Raw genomic sequence first — 19,925 nt, 5'->3', positions numbered from 1 at the left:
CCTATATAGTTATTAGCGTTTTGGCGTTGCCGATAGTGTGTTTTTTAGCGTATCTAATTCCCGATTGGCAACGGTAAATTTTAGAACTAACCTATACATAACTATTTTCTATAACAGTTATAGAAAATAGTTACCGTTGCCAATTCCGACTTTGGCAACACTAAAAACCGCAATAGTTACACCCTTGGCAACGCTCACACCTCACGGACAAAGGCCTGTTGGACTCCAAAATATCGCCCGAATCTCAGCTTACTACCTTTAGGTCGCCACCCTTTTAAGTTTTGCAAAATGTCGTTAATTTCTCGGGCTGCTGCATTTGTTAGATTCTGTCGCCGCCCTTCAAATACAACCTCCCAAACCTCGAGGGCGCATATACGATCACGTTTTACTAAGTTACTCGGCTTATTGATTACCTCGTCCGGATCGCTGATAAATTCGCGCATTTGTGCAGGCTCCCAGCTATACCAATTTTCTGGAATATCCGTATTGATAAACTCCTCAATTAAGCCGATTTTTTCAAAGCCCTCTGTGTGACGTTGTCGCGTACTATCCGCTTCCCGTTCGATGTCCGGAGGCAACACAAGCGCCTCACCTTGTCGGTAGTACGTTAATGCTTCGACCCAAATCTGCGCCACTTCTTCAGGCGTAAGGTCTACATAGGGTATCTTAGTTTGCCGTTTCGGGTCACCGGATACCGGCCAAAACCGGCGGTTACCCGTTCTATCTTTTAAAAATAGCAAGTTGTTAGTCGTACCGATAAAGACACATTGCCGGAGGTACTCCTCCGTGCGTTTGCCATAAGGCGCCCGAAACCTGTCAATAGTTCGCGATAAAAAGGCCTTTACAATTTCGGCGTCATTTTTGTACGTCGGTGCGAGTTCCGCGAGTTCGCATATCCAGCTCCCCTGAATTTGTTCCATGGCGTCCTTTTGTTTCACGTCGCCGATGGTATTGTTAAACCATTTACCGCCTAACCTCTCAGCTATCAACGTCTTACCTAAGCCCTGAGGCCCGTATAAAACAAGGGTAGTATCAAATTTAACGCCCGGCATCATGACACGAGCTATAGCCCCGCATAACCATTTCCTAGTTACTGCTCTGACGTATGGCGTATCCTTAGCGCCCATGTAGTCGATTAGCAGCGTATCCACTCGGCACTCGCCGTCCCAGGTTAACCCGTTGAGGTAATCTCGCACAGGGTGAAAGCTGTTTCTTTTAAACACCTCGGTGAGTCCGTCATCAATAACCGCGCGCCCTACAATCTCATATACGATACTCAGATAATTACGCAGGCAGGCGTCGTCTGCATCAGTCCAATACTGCCCGTCCGATAACGGGCGCCACGGTAGGTCACCCCGTACCGCCATTCGGTGCGCAAAATCATCAAGGGCTAACCGTCCGCACAATTTCGGATCATTTTCTAAAATGCTGCGGACATTTTGGGCTGTTGACTTAATCGTCATGTTTTTATCGCGGTCTAGCTTTTTTAGATAGTCCTTATCCGGCCCTTTGCCCTCCTCTATATCGGCGAGCACGTCGTCGTCAAAGTCCGCCATGCGCTCCGCGTCGACCGTGGCCACGACGTTAGCGTCTGCCCGGATAAGGTCGGCCATTTTGCCGGTTGACGCTTTATCGTCGCCAAACTTATGGATCCGCACAAGGTCGTAGGCGTTGACGAGCTTACCGGATATAGGGTCGGTACCGTGATGCGAGTAAGCAAACCGCCCTTCATCGTATACGACGAGCCCGGCGCTCGTGCTGCCGGCCTTATAGGTGTAGCGGTTTTCGGTGTCGCACGCCTCGTACACGTCGGAGAGGTATTCCGCGATAGCGTCCTCAATCCGGTACGTGCGACAAAAGGCACCGATTAGCCCCTTTTTAGTAAGCGGGTCGCCCTGCTTTTTGGCTGCGTTTAAGCGGATGTCGTCTGCCCGTTTACTGTTCGGCCACATTGACACATCGTGCCAATCGTCGTAGCGGCTTAGCACCTCGTCCACGTCTACCGGTTCGCCGGTATTATGTATAAATACAGGCTCCACGTCTGCCGGAGCTGACGGCCAAAACATTAACCTCTCAACTTCAAACGTCGTCGGGTCAAAGTTTTCTATGCCAATATTTCCGGCGATTCGCCTTGCTACTGCTTGGTATTCATCGGGCTCCATCGCCCGGCTTACCGGTAATATGATGCGGTACCGCGGTGTTTCCGGAGTGTGGCTGTGTGTCGAGTAAATGACATATTCGAGGTCGCCAATTTCAAAATTGAGCGATCCCAGAAAATTAGGCTCCGGACTGTCTGCATCAAGGGTTAACAGGTATCGCTTTTCTACGGCGCCCTTAACCCGTCGCCCCTTATTCTTGATGTGCCCGCCAACAAAGCCCCCGACGTCCTTTACCTCGGCTTTTTCGTCTTTAGTCATCCTCCTATATTCGGCGGCGGTCTCCCCCGTTATTTTTGATTGGCTTAATTTTTTGACAAGGTCATCCCATGTCATTTTTTTAGCGCGCCACTGCTTAGCGTGGCGGCTACTGCCAATAGATATAATTAGGTCCATTGATTAACTCCTCAGGTCTCCCGACATATCACGGAGGCCTTTAACATCCATATACTGATATATTGCGCTTTTCACCTCCTCGCTTGCTGAGGAGCGTACGCTCTTATTGTCAAATAGTTTCGCTTGCATGATGAGTCCATGCTGTATCTCGATGCACACGACGGGCTTACCGTCCTTAGTGCAGGCTACAATAGCACATTTGCCCTGTGCCACGCGCTTTTTATAACTACCTACACAGTTGCGCATGGCCTCGCCTAAGTCGATAAGCTCGTGCGACGTCTTAGGCATTATAAAGTCGTAGCCGTTTATGTGTGCTTCTAATTCGCCGTCCGGGTTGAGGGGGATGTCCTTATCCCTCTCTTTTCGTACGATTTTAGCGAGCACATCGTGCATGTCGGCCGGCTTTATCTTTTGACGCCACACCGCCTCTTTATCGATAATATCTTCATAACTCCGGGCGGTGTCCGCTATCATTTGCCACGCTTCGCGTTGGTATTCGTAACGGGCTAAGAACTGGAGCGCGTTACGTGGCGACTTATTGGCCACGTAGTCCGCCAAATACCGGTAGAGATATTCCATGCCCAGATACGGCCGTATAGCCTCCATGAGGGCGTCTTGATAGTCCTTATTATCAGTTAGCCCCTCCGCGATATGGATCGCCTCAATATATCGGGCATCGCGCATAATGGCCACACGTTTAGCCTTTGATGGCTGCTTGACGAGCTTATCTTCCACCGCGTCAATATACGACTTGCCCTTTTGGGTGTCGTAAAACACGGCCCGGTAAGTCTCCCACGTGTGGGGCATAATCGTATTATTTCTTAGCTTAGTATCGACTACGTTAAGCGGTGCGTCCGGTGCGTAAGTCTTAAGAATAAGCCGGCGCAGCACATCGTCCCCGAAGAACTGAGTACCTCTTGTATTAATCGCGTGATGCGTGTATTTGATAGGGTATCCGGCGTACTTTTCCAGCCGTGATACTACCGCCTTACGGAGCGCCGACATGACAGCTTGACACTCCCGCCGGTGCTTGCCGGCGTTAGACTCTCCGTTGAGCGTACTAAATATAGTCTGAGACAAGCCTACCCGGGCAATGGTGGGCACGTCGGCCGCGTCAATGGGCGTATCTATAAACCGGCTCCGAGCGCCTATCTTAAATCGCCGGATAACACGGCGATGTTTGCAGTCAAAACGGATTGTCTCAAATCGGGGTTGCAGGCCCTTGAATAAATCGTCGTAGCCGTCGTTGTACATAACGGCTGTGTATTTAATGTTTAAATCTACAAAGTCCTTGTACTCCTTGACCCATAACTCCACATCTAGGGGCACAGCTGAGCGCGTCTGTGTAAGATTACCGACTGTCCGGTCGTCGGTATGCCCTCTACCGCAATGAGGGCAGGTATACCGGTAGGACAAGTCAGTCATATAAAAATTATTAGCGTATTCAAATACTGCGGCCATAGATTGGCCGCAGTATCCGCAATATAACAGGGTTTTGTTTTTAAAATCCCGGTAATATCGCACTACGTCAAATGCTCTAAATTTAACAGGTTGCATCAGTCGAGCCAGTCCTCATCTTCTCCCGTTTCATCGGTTGCGGTGTCTTCGATGAGGGGCTCTTCTTTTGGTTCTTTCTTCTTCTTAGGGGCTGCTTTTTTCTTAACCGGTACAATAGTCGATTTCTTAGCGTCTTTCTTGTCCTCGGTTTCAGCCTTGCCGGTTGTGAGCCCTTCGAGGGCAACTTCCCAAAGTGCGATAGTAGTATCGCAGTACTCTAGTGCGGCCGCCTGTTTAGCGGTCTCCGGAGCTTTTTCGACTAATTCTTTAGTCACTCTGGTTTCTTCTAAAATTCGCTCAATTTGAGACTTGCTAATGCTCATAGTGTTTTACCTCCCTTAGTCCTTCATATAGTAGTTGGCCTCGAACCCGGCCGCGTCGAGGATTAACCCCTTATTCCACTCGGTCGGCTCTGCCATAATTTTAATTACTTCATCGAGTGAGCCGGTGCCGATAGGCGCCTCGATAACCACCTCATCGTGGATATGTGCGAGTATCTTATAACCGGCAAGCGTGAGCCGCTCCATGGCCGCCGCTAAGCAGTCACGGGCAACGGCTTGCACGATGTTTTCTACCAATTTCCCACCGTAGGTCTCCAGTTCGAGCCACTTATTAGCGGTTTGGGACATACCCTTATACACGATAGAGGGGCTCCCGAATCGGTTTGTACCTATGGTCGGCTTAGCGTATGCGAGATACCGACCTGACGGTAATAGGATGAATAAAAAGCCTTTAGTTTTTCTAAATCTTAGCCCGCCCTGCTTGATGCGGGCGCGTCCTTCTTTTATTGCCTGCTTGGCTGCGGCGTCAACGTCGTACCAAAATTTAACAATCTTAGGCGACGCCTTGCGCCACTTTTGCACGATGTCCGGTAATTCGTCCTCCGGTATTCCCCCCTCTAGGGCGCCCATGGCAATAAGGGCGTTCTTGCCGCCGCCATAACCGAGGGCAAGCTCTGCGACTTTCCCCTTTTGGCGTAAGTGGCCGTTTATGCCGTGTTTTTCGACGGGAATACCAAACATCGAGGACGCGGACGCGCAGTATATATCCCCGTTTTTTGCGAATACCTCCTGGCGCCACGACTCACCGGCTAGCCACGCGATAACCCTCGCCTCAATAGCTGAGTAATCAGCTACGATAAAGCGGCATCCGTCGGCCGGAACTAGCGCCGTCCGGATCAACTGACTCAGTACGTCCGGCACGTCATCGTACAAGGCTGATAATAATTCGAGGTTACCGGATTTAACTATCCGGCGCGCCTCGTCTAAGGTGTTTAAGTAGTTGCGCGGCAAGTTTTGGAGCTGTACCACTCGGCCGGCCCATCGACCGGTACGCATAGCCCCGTAATACTGGAGCATCCCGTGGATACGGCCGTCGCTGCATACTGCATTTTTCATGGCCTCGTACTTTTTAATCGAGGTCTTACCAAGCTGCTGGCGTATCTCTAGCACCCGCCGCACGTCATCCGGTAAGCTGCCTTTTAGCAGTTCCTTAACATCGGTCTTGGTGATGCCGGGTATCTCGTGCCCGAGACTCCCCTCGACCCACTCCTTAAGCTGTACCGGGCTGTTGGGGTTATCGAGTCCGGTAATTTTACGCGCCTCGGCCATGAGCTGGGCTTTGATAGCAGCGTCAAAGGTGATTGCGTTATTAACTAGAGTCTTGTCAATGGCTATGCCGTTGCGGTTAATTTGACCGTCCACGAGCCACCACCGGTGCTCAAATTCTGGCGGTTTTAATTTGATAAGTTTGTCCCGTATTGCCTTTTCGACTACTACGTCCTGCCGGTTGTATTCGATATACTCCGCCCACTTGTCCGGTGCATCCGTTGGCAGGTTGCGCGTGCGTCCGCCGTTGGTCTTAGTAGGCCGGCAGGGCATCGAGAAAAACCGTATAAGGTCCTTGCCCCGTTTGTCCTTGGTTTCTGATAACCCTAAAACGGTAGACACGGCATCGAGCGACGTCGGCAAGGATTGATACAAGGCAAGTACTGAGGTGCATTCCCAATTTTGGAGGTCCATATCCGGATAGTACTTATGTAGCGCCGTAATTTCAAAATTGGCATTAAACGCCGTCTTGGTTATTTCCGGATCGTGTAACGCCTTGACCACTCGTTCCGGTAGTGGGTCGGTGGTCATATCGACCACCTCCACCGGTTCATCGTCAAAGCTGTACGCGAATAATAAAATTTCAAAGCTCGGGTCGTCGACGTACCGTTGTGCGCTGTGCTTAATTGGCCACTCCGAGTACGTCTCGACGTCTATCGATAACGTTTGCGGCTTAGTCGAACACGTTTTCGTCATCGCCGAAATCGTCATCGTCGAAATCCGCCGCGGATACAGTATCGCCGCCTAACTGTTGGCCGTCCTTGATTTTTCGCACAGCGCGCAAGCCAACGCCGAACCCTTTAGATTGATTTTTGAAGTTAAAAGCGTAGATGTTAACTACCGCCTGCACATAGCAGCCGCTGTATAACTCTTCCTCGATTTCAAAGTCGTCCATAGGACTTTTGTCCTTGTAGTAACATTTCGGCTTACAGCCGGACTTTGCGGAAATAAAGTACTTGCCGTTGTACACCTCCGGCTGAGCGGTTACAAAGTCCGCCTCATCCTCATCACCATCGCGGAGGGGTTCTTTTAAGTCTTTGAATTTTTTATTAAATAACGAGATAACATCGTCCTCAGTTTTCAGGCGCTTAATGGCGTCCTGGATACGGGCGGTCGTTTTATCGTTTTTGTCAAAAATTAATTGACAGTTATATGTGCGGTTACCGTTCGGGTCCTCGTTGGGTTCCGCAAGGTGTGCATAAGACAAGCGAACTAAACCGGTGGAAATTTTAATCTTTTTCATAAGTTGTTACCTCCTAAATATCATCATCAAAACTATCAGTTAAATCTAATTCAAGCGGTGGGCGCTTATCCTCTAGCGTCGCTAGTGTAGGCGCGCCCGGTGGCTTGCTGATGTGTTGCCCTATCATGTCCTCCATCTTTTTAGCGCCGCCCAGTAGCTTTTGTAATTCCGTCACACCGCGCATCTTAGGCTCTTTAAATATGACCTCGTCGCCAATACCTAAGCCGCGCAGGGTCTCAATAGCAGCCGTATCAATTACACGGTTGGAGCGCCCCTCTACGAGCTTATAACCGGGCCACGTTTTGCCATAGTCGACAGCTTGCTTTAAAGCGTATTCTCTGACCGCCTCGAGCCAGCTCTTGGCTCTGCTGTAAATATCGAGCACATGACCAATATCGGCGTCCCCTAAGAGTTTAGGGTCCTTGAAATCGGCCATAGCTGCCTGCATATCCTCGGCGAGTCTCCGGCATACGTGCCGGGCTCTACAAAAATCACAGTGCGGACCGCTTACGCATTCGCCGGCACCCTCGTAGGCTAGCTTTGCCGGTTCTTTTACCGTTTCGGCCCAGTCGAGTAACTCCTTAACTGTTAGCTCGTCGGTTGTTACTGAGTTGAGCCGGGGCTGTACTATGGTCATGCGTACGGTTTTAATGTCGTACACAAAGTCGTACTTTACTAGCGTACCGAGGGCGTATAGTCTAATTTGAGGATTGTTGACGGCACTCACCGGCTTACCTTTGCCGTATTTGAGGTCGATAACCTCTAGCACGCCATCGGCGATAATTACCATATCGGCCGTGCCGAACCCCTCCGGAGCGTACGCGCTGTAGTCCACGCGATCCTCAACCACGACTCGGGCGGCTGATGTAATGGCTCGGGCTGTGTTGATTTTCTCGATACAGAGGTCGACGTACTCCCGGACTGCTGAGTCCATTTCCTCGTTATCCGGCTCAATCGGCCCGGCAGCATCGATAGAAGTACCTAAATAACCATTGAGCAGGTACTCCGCGTAAGCGTGCGCCCGTGTGCCCTCCTCAGCGTAAGAGCTTGACTCGTCCTTAAATTGCTCCTCCATCCGAGCGGACGGCGTACAAACTAACCATCTGTACGCGCCCGACGCGGATAGTACGGCGTGCGCCCTAGCCATTAATGGCCGCCTCTGCTTCGGCGATAATATCGGCGTATTTGGCGGGGTCAACCCCGGAGAGTTTGCCACTGGAGCTGTTCGACTTAACGAGTGCCATAGCTTCGGTCTTGTCGCCGCCTTTAGCCTCCATTAATTTAGTGAGTGCTTTTGTTACGTCGTCCTTAGTAGGGGCTTTGGCTTCTGCCTTCTTAGGCGCCTCAGCTTTTGCCGGTTCTTCGGCTTTTGGTTCTTCCTTCCCAGGTTCTACCGGTTTAGGTGTTTCTTCTGTTTTCTTCGGCGCTGCCTTTTTAGCGGCCGGCTTTTTAGCAGGTTCAGCTTTCGCCGGTTCTACCGGTTTAGGTGTTTCTTCTACCGCATCAGGTGCGGCCGGCGTATCGGTTACCGGTTCCACGTTATCGGTGTATCGTGTATCCTGTGGCGCCCAGTCGCTGACCGGCCCTTTTTGTAAATGGCTAGCGGCGTCTGCTAATTCGGTTAGTGATACACGTACGCCCTTAGGTGTAGTAATAGCCGCAACTACGCCGTGTAATGCTTTGATAGTGTTTTCTGTGAGGTCGATTTTAATAGTAATATCCATGATATTGGCTCCTTTGTGCTATAATAAAAGTAGGGTATTTACTCTGCCGCTGGACAGTCTGCAACACTGCCGGCGGTTTTTTTTTTCTTTTGTACATTCGTCCGGGATACAGTAGTCCCGGAGTTCGCAATTACTACAATCCTGCAATTTTAATCACCTCCTCCAATTTCAAGCGGATTAATACAAATCGCAATATTTTTCAAGATAGGCACGATCCGCATCAAACCAACGCTTTAAGTGCATTCCTGCCGGCGTCCCAATAGTTAGCATTTATTCCGCCGCCTTTCTAAGGTTTTCCCACTGCGCGACTATATCCACGATACAGCCCTTATCCGGTGTTTTTCCGTCTTGTAATTTCTTTTCGATATTGTAGGCGGTGTGGTTAGCAAACGCTGTCAGGTCTACCCGGTGTATCAGGTCATCGAGTGGCCGTTCTAGTATGGCCACTTCATACCGTGCCATCGCTAGACTTAATATGCGACACGCCTCATTCCTGACATTCCAGTCGACATCGTGCTCTTGGCAGTATTTACTAATTGCGAGCATCGATTTAAGGTGCCACAGGTGCAAACTATGGAGCCCGAACGAGCCTTGTTTCCAATTCATGATTACCGCACCTCCTTAATTGCCTTTAGGATGGACTGGAATACGTGGCCGAGGTTGTCGACCGCATCAGGTGTAATATAGTGCGCCGCGATCATCTTATACACGGTATCCGTTGACGGTACCACAATCCATAAGATTAAAAAGGCCAAACTGATTTTAAATTTTAGTTTGTATGGTGCATCGGTAGGAAGATCCCGTCGGAGTACCCGGGCCGCTACGCGCTCCTGTTCCGCGTCCATGTACTCAATGGAGGCGCCTAAGAGGACTATACCGGCCGCCATAAAACCGGCCAGCTTAACCCAGTTCGCGAGCTCCGCGAGATAAATGAGCCACGGGTTAATTATTGGATCCATAGAGCACCTCCAACCGACCTGCGATATTAGTAAGTGTTATGTATAATGCTTTTACAAAATGCGACCGTAAGTCACAAGCTAACTCCTCGCCTAAGGCTTCACGTTTTACGCTTAACTGGCCGATAAGCCCTGCGGTCGATGCGGCCATATGCACCATAGCGCGGAGAGTGTCATCGTTACGCGGGATTTGATTTAATCGTTTTAGCAGTCGTTCGTAAGTAACGGAGCTTGAATCTAGGCCGTTTTCTTCGTTTGTTTGGATAACGCCCGCTAGTACGCAGATATTTGTAATAAAAAACTCATTTATCTTCATGGGTGGCCTCCGTTTCCGCTTCTTTACAATGTGTAACGATGGCCTCTAACGTATCGCATAAGTATTCCGTGAGCACAGCTAACGCGCTAGCGCGCATCGGGTGCCCGAGATTGCGCATAGGGCGATTAAGTGCAACTACCATACCGATACAAATTACAGAAGAGACTAAGCAGTCAATTACGGTCTTTGGCTCGATTAAATTGCAGTTGGCCGAGTGGTAATCGATATACATTTCCACCAATTCGGCTATTGTCTTTTTCCGGATGCGGCCTTTTTCGTCTATATCTACGTTGATTAATTCGATAAAATGTTTAGTTAATTCGAGTAATGCTTCTTTATTTTGTTCCATAGTTTTTACATCCTTTCTTTATCTAACTTCACCCGGGCGCCCCTGTTTAGCCCAGTTGTAGGCGTGAGGCTGTGGCACCTCGATAATAACGTCTACCGGTTCGCCGGTAGGTACCTCGATACGCTCCGCAGCCATTACCGAGGCCGCGCATGTGGCTAGCCCGGCGATCATATGCGCCGCGCTGTCCGGTAGATACTCTACGGCGCTCAGCCCGTACATTCCGGCAAACGTGCCTAGAATATAGAGCCCTGTTTTGGCTAGTTCCTTATTCATCCCTCGACCCTCCTCACTTATCAATAATTATGCACACCGTAACCACGGCCACGCCGGCGTCGTTATATCCGTAAATTTTCTTATTGTGCACCCGGAAATACTTTAGCGGTTTGAGAAAATCCTTGTAGTATTCCTCGCTAACCCACCACTCCGAGCCGTCTGTGCCGTTAAATATCCGAATTTTAGTACGCCGTTTCCCGTTGTGCAGCTCTTGCACGATACCGGAATCCGCTACGCCAAGTAGTTGGCTTTCGTCGGGAATGTCAAAAAACTTAGGCGCGGACATCGGCGCCGCTGCTTGGCCAAGTACCCGCATCATGGCGGCCGTGTCGTAGATGTTATCGGACTCCGGTATGCGAATAAGCCAGTGTGTATCGCTGAAATAGGCGTATCCGTCGCCCGGTGTGACCGATAAGAACCTATTTACCAAGCCGTCGTGTTTGGCAAAATATTTCAAAATTTCCTTAAACATGAGCCCTCCTTATTTATTAGCGTGCCGCTCTTTTAACGTGGCCAAATGCTCGGTGACTTGCTCCTCGGTTAAGTACCCGAGCACATCGCCTCCTAATATATCGACATCCACGTCATACACGGGGTCTCCGGTGTTAGGTCCTAAAATGGCCATTTCAAACAGCCCCTCGTCACCGCCGTATGATAGCGGACCGCGGATAACAGACACCGCATATCCATCGTCGAGAATGAGCTTATATTGCTCTTTGACGAGGTCGTCGAACCCGCCTCGCTGTATTTCTTGCACCTCTTGACCGAATTTAATCATAGTATTAGCCCTCCTTTATTAGCTTCTTCCGGGCTCCACCCGCCCTCGATATATTTGTGGAACGGTGCCGCGTGAATGGTGTATTTAAACCGTTTACCGCTGGCCGACGGTACGGCCGTACCCCATAACGGGTACTTGTTGAGCCGGAGGCTCGCTCTAAGATGTTGGGGCGTGATGCCCATCATTTGGGCGGCCTCCTCAACGGTTAGCGTTTTTTTCATAATATCCGCCTCCCTGGAACGGTTCCGCCCTGCGCCACCGGGCCTGGATAAAGCCCTGAACAACTCCGTGTGGCGTTTGGACTAGGCCGTCATAGTCAATGACGTAGCCTTGCTTTGATAAGAGGCCGATTACCTCTTTTCTAATCGGGCTATAGCTTAGTGCGTGATTCACAATTTTTGTGTTATCCTGGCCGGCTAACATAGCCTCGTGGATATCACGCTCGAACTTTTGCGCTATTATGCCGGCGTATAAGCTCGGGTTATCTCTTATAACGGTCCATGTTTTGTCCTCAAGTTCGGCATCAAATCGCTGTAGGGATTTGTCGTCTATTTTCACAGTTGCCACCCCCGGCTTTTGGTTTGTTTTTACATCGGCTCCCGCCGATTCAGTAAATAACTCATAAAGGGAGATATTTAGGGCATTACAAACTTTTTCGATAGTGTCTAAATTAAAACTACCGCCCGGCCGGTTTGCTAAGGATGTTATGGTCGTCCTACTTAGTCCTGTCTTTTTTGATAGTTCAGAAATATATATTTTCCGCGCCTTTAAAATGTTTCTTAGGTTGCACTGTATCACTGCAATCACCTACCATTCAATTTTGAATACCGGAGTATTAAATGCCTCCGGGTTGAATACCTCGACCCGTTGTACCCTAAATCCGGCTCCGGCAATCGCACCGAGTGCTGAGTACAGCTCCTCCGCTTCTATATCTTCGGGAACGTTAACGTACGCCCACGGCATCCCCCGGTGTGCTTGTACGACGATGATTGCGTGAATAAGATCAAACGCATCATTAATTTCGCCGTCCATGCATTCTTTAGCTCTTGTGAGGTACATCGCGGCGATCATGGCTGGTGTGGTAGTGTGGTCCATAATATCTGCCTCCATTTTTATAAAATTTCGATATTTCGATAACTTGCGCAAGATTTTAATTAAAAAAAATTCGGTCGATTGTATCTCGGTCAAGCCCGAGATATGACGCGATGTCTTGCATTTCTTTGCGATAAAAATCGCTCTCACCGCTCATTTTGCGGTGTAATGTCGCAGGCGTTACGCCGATGGCCGCCGCTACGTCGGTAAGACTTTTCCCCGACTCCATTACGTAGTATTTAAGTAAATTCGCATCCACCATATCACCTCCTTCCCGGCGTTTGCAACTTATGAGCCTATTATATATCGACAACTTGCGCAAGTCAATAGTTTTTGTTGCTTTTTTATAAAAAATTATAAAAATCTTGCATTTTTGCAACGCAAGACGTATAATAATAGTAAATAAAAGGAGGTGAAAAAATGGACTTTATGGAGCTTATACGGGAAAAAAGACGCGAGCAAAAAATGACAATGAAAGAGCTTGCGGACAAAGTAGGCGTATCCGAAGGTACTGTCTCCCGTTGGGAATCCGGAGGAATTACAAGCCTGCGCAATACTACCGCCGTTGCGTTATCTAAAGCGCTAAACATCCCACTAGAAGAATTAGTAGGACGTACAAATCGAAATGAGATAGTACACGGCGGATCGCCTAAACAGGTAATCACCTTTGACCCGGACTTTGATAAATATGGCCCCGAGGTCGGTAGGATTCGGCACGAAATACTACAAAAATATGTAAGTATGAGCGCTTTTGCCGAAATTATTGACATGCCGTATTCCACGCTACAGTCGATCTTCGGTAATTTTAAAGGAGCAACCCTGAGCAACTTGCAAAAAATTGCTACCGGGCTAAATACCACAATAGACGGCCTGATGGGGATTACTCCGCAGACGCCGGCTAACTACTCCCCGGTATTAGCAAGGGCCCAAGAGGAATTATCACCGGAGGACTTGGCGAAAGTTGAGGAAATCGCGGCCATGTATTTAAAAATAAAGGAGGATAAAACATAGAAGCACGATACAACGTGGCCACGGGCTTAGCTTGGTCGATGTACAGTCGATACGAGCTAACCGACGCACTCGTCGACCCTAAGAGGCTGCTACGCCTCGAGGGTGTCGACTGTGTATCGTATCAGACTATGGGGCTTGATGACCTCCCCCGGGCTGATGCGTATTATGACCCTCGGCCCGATATAAATGCAGTGTTTTACAACGAGGACGCGCAATTTGAGCGCCTCCGATTTACACTGGCTCACGAATTAGGACACAAGGTCCTAGGTCATCATGATATATATGCGGTAACCCTACCGCGCATAGAGCAGGAACGCGAGGCGAACGCATTCGCGGCAGAGCTGTTGGCACCGTCTCCGTTGATTCATCTTATCGGCATCACGTCAGTCGATGAAATCTGCGCCGCTTTCGACGTGTCTCAGCTCTGCGCGGAGGCCGTGCTTAAGCGTATGTATTTTTTCTCTCCGGAACGCTGGCCGCATCACGTCGATATGTTCCGGCAGCTGTGCCCCGGTTTTATCGAGGCGCGGATAAACTTACACGATAAACGATTAAGGTATAGTATTTAGAGGTGACGTATGAAAAAACTACTCGCATTATTAGCGCTAGGCACCACGTTATTTATTGCCGGCTGCGGTGAGTCGGCTACGGAAAAACAAATAAACGAATACGCTAAGGCAGAGGCGCCGGCGTATACGATTGCTAATATCGACGCCCGCAGCCGTGAGCGATTTAATGTAGAGGTTAATATCCCAGCTAAATATAGCAAGGAACAAGTAGAGGCTATCTCTAAACAGGTAGTCTCAAAAGTGTACAAGGATAACAACGGCAAGGTGTACGGGGTGTATGTACAAACCCGATTACCGGCACCGAATAACGGCAGCTATTACATGGTATACGAATACGGTCCGGACAGCTCCGCATCATGGCGCGAAAATGTGCCCAAGGACCAAAACCCCGGACTTAAATTAGATGTAGATTTATCGGAACTTTACAAATAAAAAAAAACGCCCCTACCCCGGTGCAACGGGATAAGGGCGCAGCGGCTACGGATAACCACACTACCAATTTATATTATACGCTATCCGGGCCAAAATTAATAGCCTAGGAGGTGTATTATGAGACGTGCAAACGGCACAGGGTCAATATATAAGATGACCCATAAAAAACTAAGAAAACCATATAGAGCCGTAGTATCACTCCGGCAGGATGAAGAGGGCCGGGTGATCCGTAAGACAATAGGCACATTTACGACAGCAAAAGAAGCCTTACTCGCATTATCCGAATATTGTGTAAATCCGTCAGTTGCTGACTCCCGATTAATTACAGTTCGACAAGTATGGGATTTATTAATCGAGGATTTAAAGCGCCGAAATGTTATGATTACATCGCCTTATAAGATGACAGAAAAAAAGTTAGCCGGATTAATGAACGCCCCTATTCGTGATGTTAGATTAGCGCACTTACAACGAATATTTGACGAGGATATGGGCGACTTGAAAAAATCTACAGTTAGTCAAATAAAATCAAAAATATCTATGCTGTTCAAAATGGCGATAAAAAATGACTATGTCGATAAGAACTACGGAGCTATGGTCGTTATCAACGCCACCGAGGAATCGGACCCGCTACACCGACCTTACACAAGCGACGAAATCGAGACGTTATGGATGAATACCGATGATTATCGAGTAAGAATAATATTAATATATCTATATACCGGCCTGCGATCTTCTGAATTATTGTCTATCAAAATTACAGATGTACATTTGAAAGAAAGATATTTAGTGGGCGGAATGAAAACAAAAGCCGGTAAGAATAGAATAATTCCTATAGCGGACTGTATTATGCCTTTTATTAGAGAATTATACGACAAAAATAAATTTAACCGGAGCGGGCGGCTTTGCCCTAAGGGGACGATGTGGCCCCGATATATTACGGATGCTGCGCTAAAGAATCTCGGAATTGATAGACATACCCCTCATGATACCCGTCATACTTTTATAACATGGCTAACAAATTATGGCGTGTCCGAAAAAATTATAAAGACGATAGTAGGACATAGCCAAACTGGAGATGTCACAAAAGACGTATACACTCACTTAGTCACAGATCAGTTATTAGAGGCGGTTAATAAATTACCACACACAGATAATATAAAACTCTTTCCAGGCGAAAAGAAAAGTTGTACAATGGTTGTGCAACGAGCATAGAATTACACCACTTTAGAGCGAGTATTGAAAAATAAAAATGCAGTAAGTACCATACTTACTGCGTCTGTGGATAGTATCGATAAATTAAATAAAGATTTATCGACATTGCCTTCGGGCGGCTCGGCGTGAGCCATTTATATGAACCTTACTCGACTCCTCGGAGTCGAGTTTTTTATTACCCTTTTTGATTCATTCATACTGTCTCATCTCCAATACTGCACTTACTCAAAGAATAATTTTAACTTATATTCGGAATTATATTTCTATTTACACATATTAAGCATTACTAATTTGATTATAAACCGTCTTTCATTAGAATACAATTTGATATTTCAAAATTACATTAATTTTTATCTTTATTCGAGAAAAAGGAGTCTTTACAATGCAATACAAACGTCTTGGCAACACTCACATCGCCTTCCGCCTTAATCCGGGCGAAGAATTAGTCAGTTCAATCGAAACTATTGCCCGCAAGGAAGGTGTCACTTCAGCTATGATTCAAGGCTTAGGTGCCACCAACGATATCGTACTCGAAACCTATCATGCTGATGAAAAGAAGTATTATCACCATCGCTTAACCGGTGATTTTGAAATCACCTCCATCACCGGCACTATCGATCAGCTTAACGATGATTACTATGCACACTTACATATCACAATCGCCGACCAAGAAGGTAATTCTCATGGTGGTCATTTGACCAGTGCCGTAATTAGTGTAACTGCTGAAATGATTCTAACTTTGCTTCCTGAAGATATTCACCGTGGCTACGACAAGGACGCTGATTTAAATTTATGGCAATTAGATAAGTAAGGCAGCTAATATCTCTGCAATAAATTAACCGATAGAGCTGAAATATGTCAGTAAATACGCTTGTTTTTACAAAACGAAAAATAAATCGATTTTTTTGAATTTATTTACTGCATTGAGGCCTCTCCCTATGTTATAATCAACACATAAGGAGGTATCACTATGATCCAAGAAAACTTAATTGAAATGATTAGCTCATACTTCAAACTCGACGAAGAAAAATTCAAAAATGTAGTAAATAATATTGACGGCATGAACATCAACAGTGTTGATGATATTAAAAACCTCAACTCCGACCAGTTACAAACTTTGTTTGCCAGTCTTAAAGATGCCTATGGCGAACTTAATGCTAACGAATCTGTCAAAGCCGGTTTGAATGCCATTGCCGGTAAATTTTTCAAATAAGTAAAATAACGCTGCGACCTACTTAACAGTAGTGCGAATCAGCAACAAAGCAGTTTAAAACAAACAAGGCGGTTATGCAATTTCGAAATTGCATAACCGCCTTTTAGTTACTAAATATTATTTAATTATTGACCGGTATACACGTTAAACAACTCTTCCATGTTAACTAAACCGTGTGGCGCCGGACTTACCAAGTACAAGCTGACTACTGCCAAGATTGTAACGGCAATAGCTGCATAAGAGAATGTGCCGCGTTGGCTAAATTCATACATGCCGAACAAACGCATGCCGATAGCGGCACCAACAGCTGCCACCAAGGCTTCCATAGAGAATAAGAAGTCGGATGCGAAAAGTGCCAATACACCTACGAAGGCAGCTACAAAATAAATTACCGGAATCATTACGTCCTGTTTGCTTGGGAAGGATCGACGCAATGCTTTGGCATATATGGAAATATCCAAACCGAACAAGCCTAAGAACAACAATAGGAAATTCCAAATAACCGACCACGTGCCACGGAACGCATCGCGATGTTTACTTGCATACCAAGTGAAAGCGGTTAAGCCCAAAATACCAAGACCTACTAAGATAAAGTAGTAATCAACCGGTAATAAGCGAACGGCGAATACACCGACCAAGCACCATACGGCGGCAGTCACAACACTGAGAATTACGCCTTTGAGCTCCGGCTTTTCATTGGCCGGTAAACGGTTGTACATGCTCATGGCCAATTCGGCAATAAAGCAGAAAATAAAGAAAGCAATGGCAGCCGGTGGCATAATAAAGGACAACACAACGGAACCTACGAGGGGAATCGCCAAACGCCAACCTTTAAACAATACGAGGTTTTTTATATTCAAGCGAAAATCCTGAGTCTCCGAGGTAAACCCGTTATACACCGCAAAAGTAAGCATAAATGATACTAATTCTGCCGGTGTAGCACCCCAAATTAATAATGTCGGTACTACGATAAACGATAAGGCCACACCGGTGAAACGTGAAACAACAGCCGCACAAAATCCGGCGGTCAAATAAGGCAACAGTGCAAGAACAATCTCCATGATTAACTCCATTCTACTAAGTTTAATTGAAAAAACGTTTCTTTCATACACTCTAGTATAACGAATTCAGGCCTTATAATGCAACACTTCGCCCTATTAATCCCACCTATTATTCTTACAATTATTTGATAGCTTACAGCCCTTTCTTACGTTTTTTCTTTCAGACTTTTCTTACGAACCGACTTACATTATTTTCTTTCGGCCTTTTCTTACCAACTTGCTTACGACCTTTTCTTATACCCTTGCCATGCGTCCAATCGCCGTCGCACCGCCGAATAGGAACATCCCAATTGGTCTGCAATCTGCATCGGACTATGCCCTTCCTGATAGCGCCTGCACACCTCAAACATGTCTAGGGCCAAATTATTTCCCCGCAAGCGAACGCCTTCTTCTTTTAACCGTTCCGCTACGGTAGCCGGTTTCACGTCATACAGGGCCGCCAATTCCGTCGTCGACATATGGCGTTGCTCATATAAGTAGGCCAATTCCTTAACATTTAAATACACTCGTTTATTGCTGTGGCGAATCTCAATGCCGCTATTACGCAGCGTTTTCAAAACGGTCCAACGAGACATGCGAAGGTGCTGTGCTATCCAGCCGGCGCTTTGCCCGCTGTTATACAAACTGATAATTTGGCGTTTCACAGAAGGTGTAGGCTCTCTAAAATCCGACTTCTTGTTCATTAACAGTCCCATTTCATGTAAACGGGCCGCTACGGTTGTATGGGAACATTGATAGCGAACTGCCAATTGCTTAACCCCAAGGCCGACGTTTTGATATAAGTGAGCCAATTCCGCTTCCGGCAATTGCTTGCGTCGCGTCCGCACCGGAATTTGATACACATGCAAACGACGAACCACCGTATCTTGACTACACCCCAATTGCTTGGCTATTTCCCAAGTCGACAACTTTTCTTCCGTATATAAACGGTTTAACAATTTCATTGGAATTACGACTTTTGCCATAGATCCATCTCCCCTATAAAATACACTAACTTTTCCGTCTGTCCCCTATTTTTATCCAGATAATTCAAGCGCGTTCTCCCAAAGCCTCATTCATCTTTTAACACTACCTCCATTATAAAAACCACGACGGCAAGGAGCAAGCCATCGACTCATACCATTGGTGCGCATCCGCACTGTCAGTATGAGACTCACACCATTGGTGCGCATCGTCAGTATGAAGCTCATACCAATAATGTGCATCCTATGAAAACGTCCCTATCTTTTTACAAGCCCCTTCTCTTTCGAACCCACCAATTTAAGAAATTATGGGTGATTTTTTTGCTTACATCGATAATTTACGGTATACTATAAATTACATTACATCATACAAAGGAGCTGACTATGTTTAACTTTAATCTATTAAGTATTGTAGCCGCTTTACCGGCTATCATCATTGCCATGGCCATGCACGAGTATGCGCATGCCAAAGTAGCCGACGCGTTGGGCGATGATACGCCGCGCCGTACGGGACGACTCACCATGAATCCCTTCGCTCATATCGATTTACTCGGCATGTTGATGCTTTTGCTCTTGCATTTCGGTTGGGCAAAACCGGTTATGATCAACCCGGCTAATTTTAAAAATAAAAAACGCGATGACACCCTCGTTTCGCTCGCCGGTCCGGCAGCCAACCTAGTCATTGCCTTTATATCCGCGTTCGTGCTGTTTTTCATCAATAACCACGGCATCGACGTATCTTCCGGACTTTACACGGTAATCTCGCTCATGGTAATCATTAACATCAACTTTGCCTTGTTCAATTTGATTCCCATTCCGCCTCTTGATGGAGCGCACATTGTTTCCAACATGCTCTCTCCATACTGGCAGATGAAATATTGGCAATGGGCCCGTTACGGCTTTTTGATGCTAATCTTGCTCATTTACACGCCGTTCCTGACCTGGGTGTTGATTCCGCTGCAACAAATGATTCTAAGTTTGTTTGCTATGATTCTCCAGTTCGTCTAAAACGATTTAG

Annotated in this window: 27 protein-coding genes; 8 read left to right on the top strand and 19 right to left on the bottom strand. The window is 47.2% G+C overall.

Annotation, left to right across the window (positions count from 1 at the left end; translation table 11 throughout):
- Nucleotides 1-194 precede the first annotated feature (194 nt).
- The gene (locus tag QZL64_RS06185; protein ID WP_296309378.1) at nucleotides 195-1,658 is read right to left on the bottom strand and encodes a VapE domain-containing protein; all 1,464 of its coding nucleotides are present in this window, start codon (nucleotides 1,656-1,658) and stop codon (nucleotides 195-197) included.
- Between QZL64_RS06185 and QZL64_RS06180 the strand changes: the two genes are divergently transcribed.
- Nucleotides 1,647-1,871, top strand: coding sequence for a hypothetical protein (locus tag QZL64_RS06180; protein WP_296309375.1), 225 nt, complete (start codon nucleotides 1,647-1,649; stop codon nucleotides 1,869-1,871). The two genes, QZL64_RS06185 and QZL64_RS06180, sit on opposite strands and share 12 nt — an antisense overlap.
- Before the next feature lie 684 nt (nucleotides 1,872-2,555).
- Here QZL64_RS06180 and QZL64_RS06175 read toward each other — a convergent pair.
- From QZL64_RS06175 to QZL64_RS06100, 16 genes are all read right to left on the bottom strand, one after another.
- Nucleotides 2,556-4,109, bottom strand: a complete 1,554-nt coding sequence (locus QZL64_RS06175; protein WP_021841138.1) for a PcfJ domain-containing protein — start codon at nucleotides 4,107-4,109, stop codon at nucleotides 2,556-2,558.
- Nucleotides 4,109-4,432: a hypothetical protein gene (locus QZL64_RS06170; RefSeq protein WP_021841137.1), complete on the bottom strand. Its 324-nt coding sequence runs from the start codon at nucleotides 4,430-4,432 to the stop codon at nucleotides 4,109-4,111. Before QZL64_RS06170 ends, QZL64_RS06175 begins: the two co-directional genes overlap by 1 nt.
- Nucleotides 4,433-4,447: 15 nt before the next feature.
- On the bottom strand, nucleotides 4,448-6,427 hold the full coding sequence (locus tag QZL64_RS06165; protein WP_296309371.1) for a DNA polymerase: 1,980 nt from the start codon (nucleotides 6,425-6,427) through the stop codon (nucleotides 4,448-4,450).
- The gene (locus tag QZL64_RS06160) at nucleotides 6,390-6,959 is read right to left on the bottom strand and encodes an ssDNA-binding protein (protein ID WP_021841135.1); all 570 of its coding nucleotides are present in this window, start codon (nucleotides 6,957-6,959) and stop codon (nucleotides 6,390-6,392) included. Before QZL64_RS06160 ends, QZL64_RS06165 begins: the two co-directional genes overlap by 38 nt.
- A gap of 13 nt (nucleotides 6,960-6,972) precedes the next feature.
- On the bottom strand, nucleotides 6,973-8,106 hold the full coding sequence (locus tag QZL64_RS06155) for a DUF2800 domain-containing protein (RefSeq protein ID WP_021841134.1): 1,134 nt from the start codon (nucleotides 8,104-8,106) through the stop codon (nucleotides 6,973-6,975).
- Nucleotides 8,099-8,683 carry a hypothetical protein gene (locus QZL64_RS06150; RefSeq protein WP_021841133.1) on the bottom strand — a complete coding sequence of 195 codons (585 nt, stop codon included), beginning with the start codon at nucleotides 8,681-8,683 and terminating at the stop codon, nucleotides 8,099-8,101. Before QZL64_RS06150 ends, QZL64_RS06155 begins: the two co-directional genes overlap by 8 nt.
- 270 nt (nucleotides 8,684-8,953) lie before the next feature.
- Nucleotides 8,954-9,289, bottom strand: coding sequence for a hypothetical protein (locus QZL64_RS06145; RefSeq protein ID WP_021841131.1), 336 nt, complete (start codon nucleotides 9,287-9,289; stop codon nucleotides 8,954-8,956).
- Between the two features lie 2 nt (nucleotides 9,290-9,291).
- A complete protein-coding gene (locus QZL64_RS06140; protein ID WP_021841130.1) occupies nucleotides 9,292-9,642 on the bottom strand; it encodes a hypothetical protein in 351 nt (116 codons plus the stop codon).
- Nucleotides 9,626-9,955 carry a hypothetical protein gene (locus tag QZL64_RS06135; RefSeq protein WP_021841129.1) on the bottom strand — a complete coding sequence of 110 codons (330 nt, stop codon included), beginning with the start codon at nucleotides 9,953-9,955 and terminating at the stop codon, nucleotides 9,626-9,628. The genes QZL64_RS06140 and QZL64_RS06135 overlap by 17 nt, the downstream gene beginning before the upstream one ends.
- Nucleotides 9,942-10,304, bottom strand: a complete 363-nt coding sequence (locus QZL64_RS06130) for a hypothetical protein (protein WP_021841128.1) — start codon at nucleotides 10,302-10,304, stop codon at nucleotides 9,942-9,944. Before QZL64_RS06130 ends, QZL64_RS06135 begins: the two co-directional genes overlap by 14 nt.
- A gap of 18 nt (nucleotides 10,305-10,322) precedes the next feature.
- Nucleotides 10,323-10,577: a hypothetical protein gene (locus QZL64_RS06125; RefSeq protein ID WP_021841127.1), complete on the bottom strand. Its 255-nt coding sequence runs from the start codon at nucleotides 10,575-10,577 to the stop codon at nucleotides 10,323-10,325.
- Nucleotides 10,578-10,590: 13 nt separating this feature from the next.
- Complete coding sequence (locus QZL64_RS06120) at nucleotides 10,591-11,049, bottom strand: hypothetical protein (protein ID WP_021841126.1); 459 nt, start codon at nucleotides 11,047-11,049, stop codon at nucleotides 10,591-10,593.
- A 9-nt stretch (nucleotides 11,050-11,058) separates the two neighbouring features.
- On the bottom strand, nucleotides 11,059-11,355 hold the full coding sequence (locus QZL64_RS06115) for a hypothetical protein (RefSeq protein ID WP_021841125.1): 297 nt from the start codon (nucleotides 11,353-11,355) through the stop codon (nucleotides 11,059-11,061).
- A gap of 198 nt (nucleotides 11,356-11,553) precedes the next feature.
- Nucleotides 11,554-12,153: a helix-turn-helix domain-containing protein gene (locus QZL64_RS06110; protein WP_021841123.1), complete on the bottom strand. Its 600-nt coding sequence runs from the start codon at nucleotides 12,151-12,153 to the stop codon at nucleotides 11,554-11,556.
- 9 nt (nucleotides 12,154-12,162) lie between these two features.
- Nucleotides 12,163-12,450, bottom strand: coding sequence for a hypothetical protein (locus QZL64_RS06105; RefSeq protein WP_021841122.1), 288 nt, complete (start codon nucleotides 12,448-12,450; stop codon nucleotides 12,163-12,165).
- Between the two features lie 55 nt (nucleotides 12,451-12,505).
- Entirely contained in the window at nucleotides 12,506-12,709 is a 204-nt protein-coding gene (locus QZL64_RS06100) for a helix-turn-helix domain-containing protein (protein ID WP_021841121.1), read from the bottom strand.
- A 158-nt stretch (nucleotides 12,710-12,867) separates the two neighbouring features.
- Between QZL64_RS06100 and QZL64_RS06095 the strand changes: the two genes are divergently transcribed.
- The 6 genes from QZL64_RS06095 (at nucleotide 12,868) to QZL64_RS06075 (ending at nucleotide 16,884) form a co-directional block, all read left to right on the top strand.
- On the top strand, nucleotides 12,868-13,458 hold the full coding sequence (locus QZL64_RS06095; RefSeq protein ID WP_021841120.1) for a helix-turn-helix domain-containing protein: 591 nt from the start codon (nucleotides 12,868-12,870) through the stop codon (nucleotides 13,456-13,458).
- A gap of 38 nt (nucleotides 13,459-13,496) precedes the next feature.
- Nucleotides 13,497-14,027, top strand: coding sequence for an ImmA/IrrE family metallo-endopeptidase (locus QZL64_RS14545; RefSeq protein WP_369665156.1), 531 nt, complete (start codon nucleotides 13,497-13,499; stop codon nucleotides 14,025-14,027).
- 9 nt (nucleotides 14,028-14,036) lie between these two features.
- Entirely contained in the window at nucleotides 14,037-14,459 is a 423-nt protein-coding gene (locus QZL64_RS06090) for a hypothetical protein (RefSeq protein WP_021841118.1), read from the top strand.
- A gap of 117 nt (nucleotides 14,460-14,576) precedes the next feature.
- The gene (locus tag QZL64_RS06085) at nucleotides 14,577-15,671 is read left to right on the top strand and encodes a tyrosine-type recombinase/integrase (RefSeq protein ID WP_021841117.1); all 1,095 of its coding nucleotides are present in this window, start codon (nucleotides 14,577-14,579) and stop codon (nucleotides 15,669-15,671) included.
- A gap of 382 nt (nucleotides 15,672-16,053) precedes the next feature.
- Nucleotides 16,054-16,482 carry a PPC domain-containing DNA-binding protein gene (locus QZL64_RS06080; RefSeq protein ID WP_021841116.1) on the top strand — a complete coding sequence of 143 codons (429 nt, stop codon included), beginning with the start codon at nucleotides 16,054-16,056 and terminating at the stop codon, nucleotides 16,480-16,482.
- Nucleotides 16,483-16,641: 159 nt separating this feature from the next.
- Nucleotides 16,642-16,884 (top strand): hypothetical protein, encoded by a 243-nt coding sequence (locus QZL64_RS06075; RefSeq protein ID WP_021841115.1) that lies wholly within the window; start codon nucleotides 16,642-16,644, stop codon nucleotides 16,882-16,884.
- A gap of 125 nt (nucleotides 16,885-17,009) precedes the next feature.
- On the opposite strand, the gene QZL64_RS06070 is transcribed toward QZL64_RS06075, so the two are convergent.
- Nucleotides 17,010-17,945, bottom strand: coding sequence for a hypothetical protein (locus QZL64_RS06070; RefSeq protein ID WP_021841114.1), 936 nt, complete (start codon nucleotides 17,943-17,945; stop codon nucleotides 17,010-17,012).
- A gap of 221 nt (nucleotides 17,946-18,166) precedes the next feature.
- Entirely contained in the window at nucleotides 18,167-18,910 is a 744-nt protein-coding gene (locus QZL64_RS06065; protein WP_021841113.1) for a helix-turn-helix domain-containing protein, read from the bottom strand.
- A 381-nt stretch (nucleotides 18,911-19,291) separates the two neighbouring features.
- Between QZL64_RS06065 and QZL64_RS06060 the strand changes: the two genes are divergently transcribed.
- A complete protein-coding gene (locus QZL64_RS06060) occupies nucleotides 19,292-19,915 on the top strand; it encodes a site-2 protease family protein (RefSeq protein ID WP_021841112.1) in 624 nt (207 codons plus the stop codon).
- Nucleotides 19,916-19,925 lie beyond the last annotated feature (10 nt).

The organism is Veillonella sp. CAG:933, from assembly GCF_000431435.1.
Lineage (GTDB): Bacteria > Bacillota > Negativicutes > Veillonellales > Veillonellaceae > Veillonella_A.
This window is presented reverse-complemented; position numbering and strand designations above follow the sequence as displayed.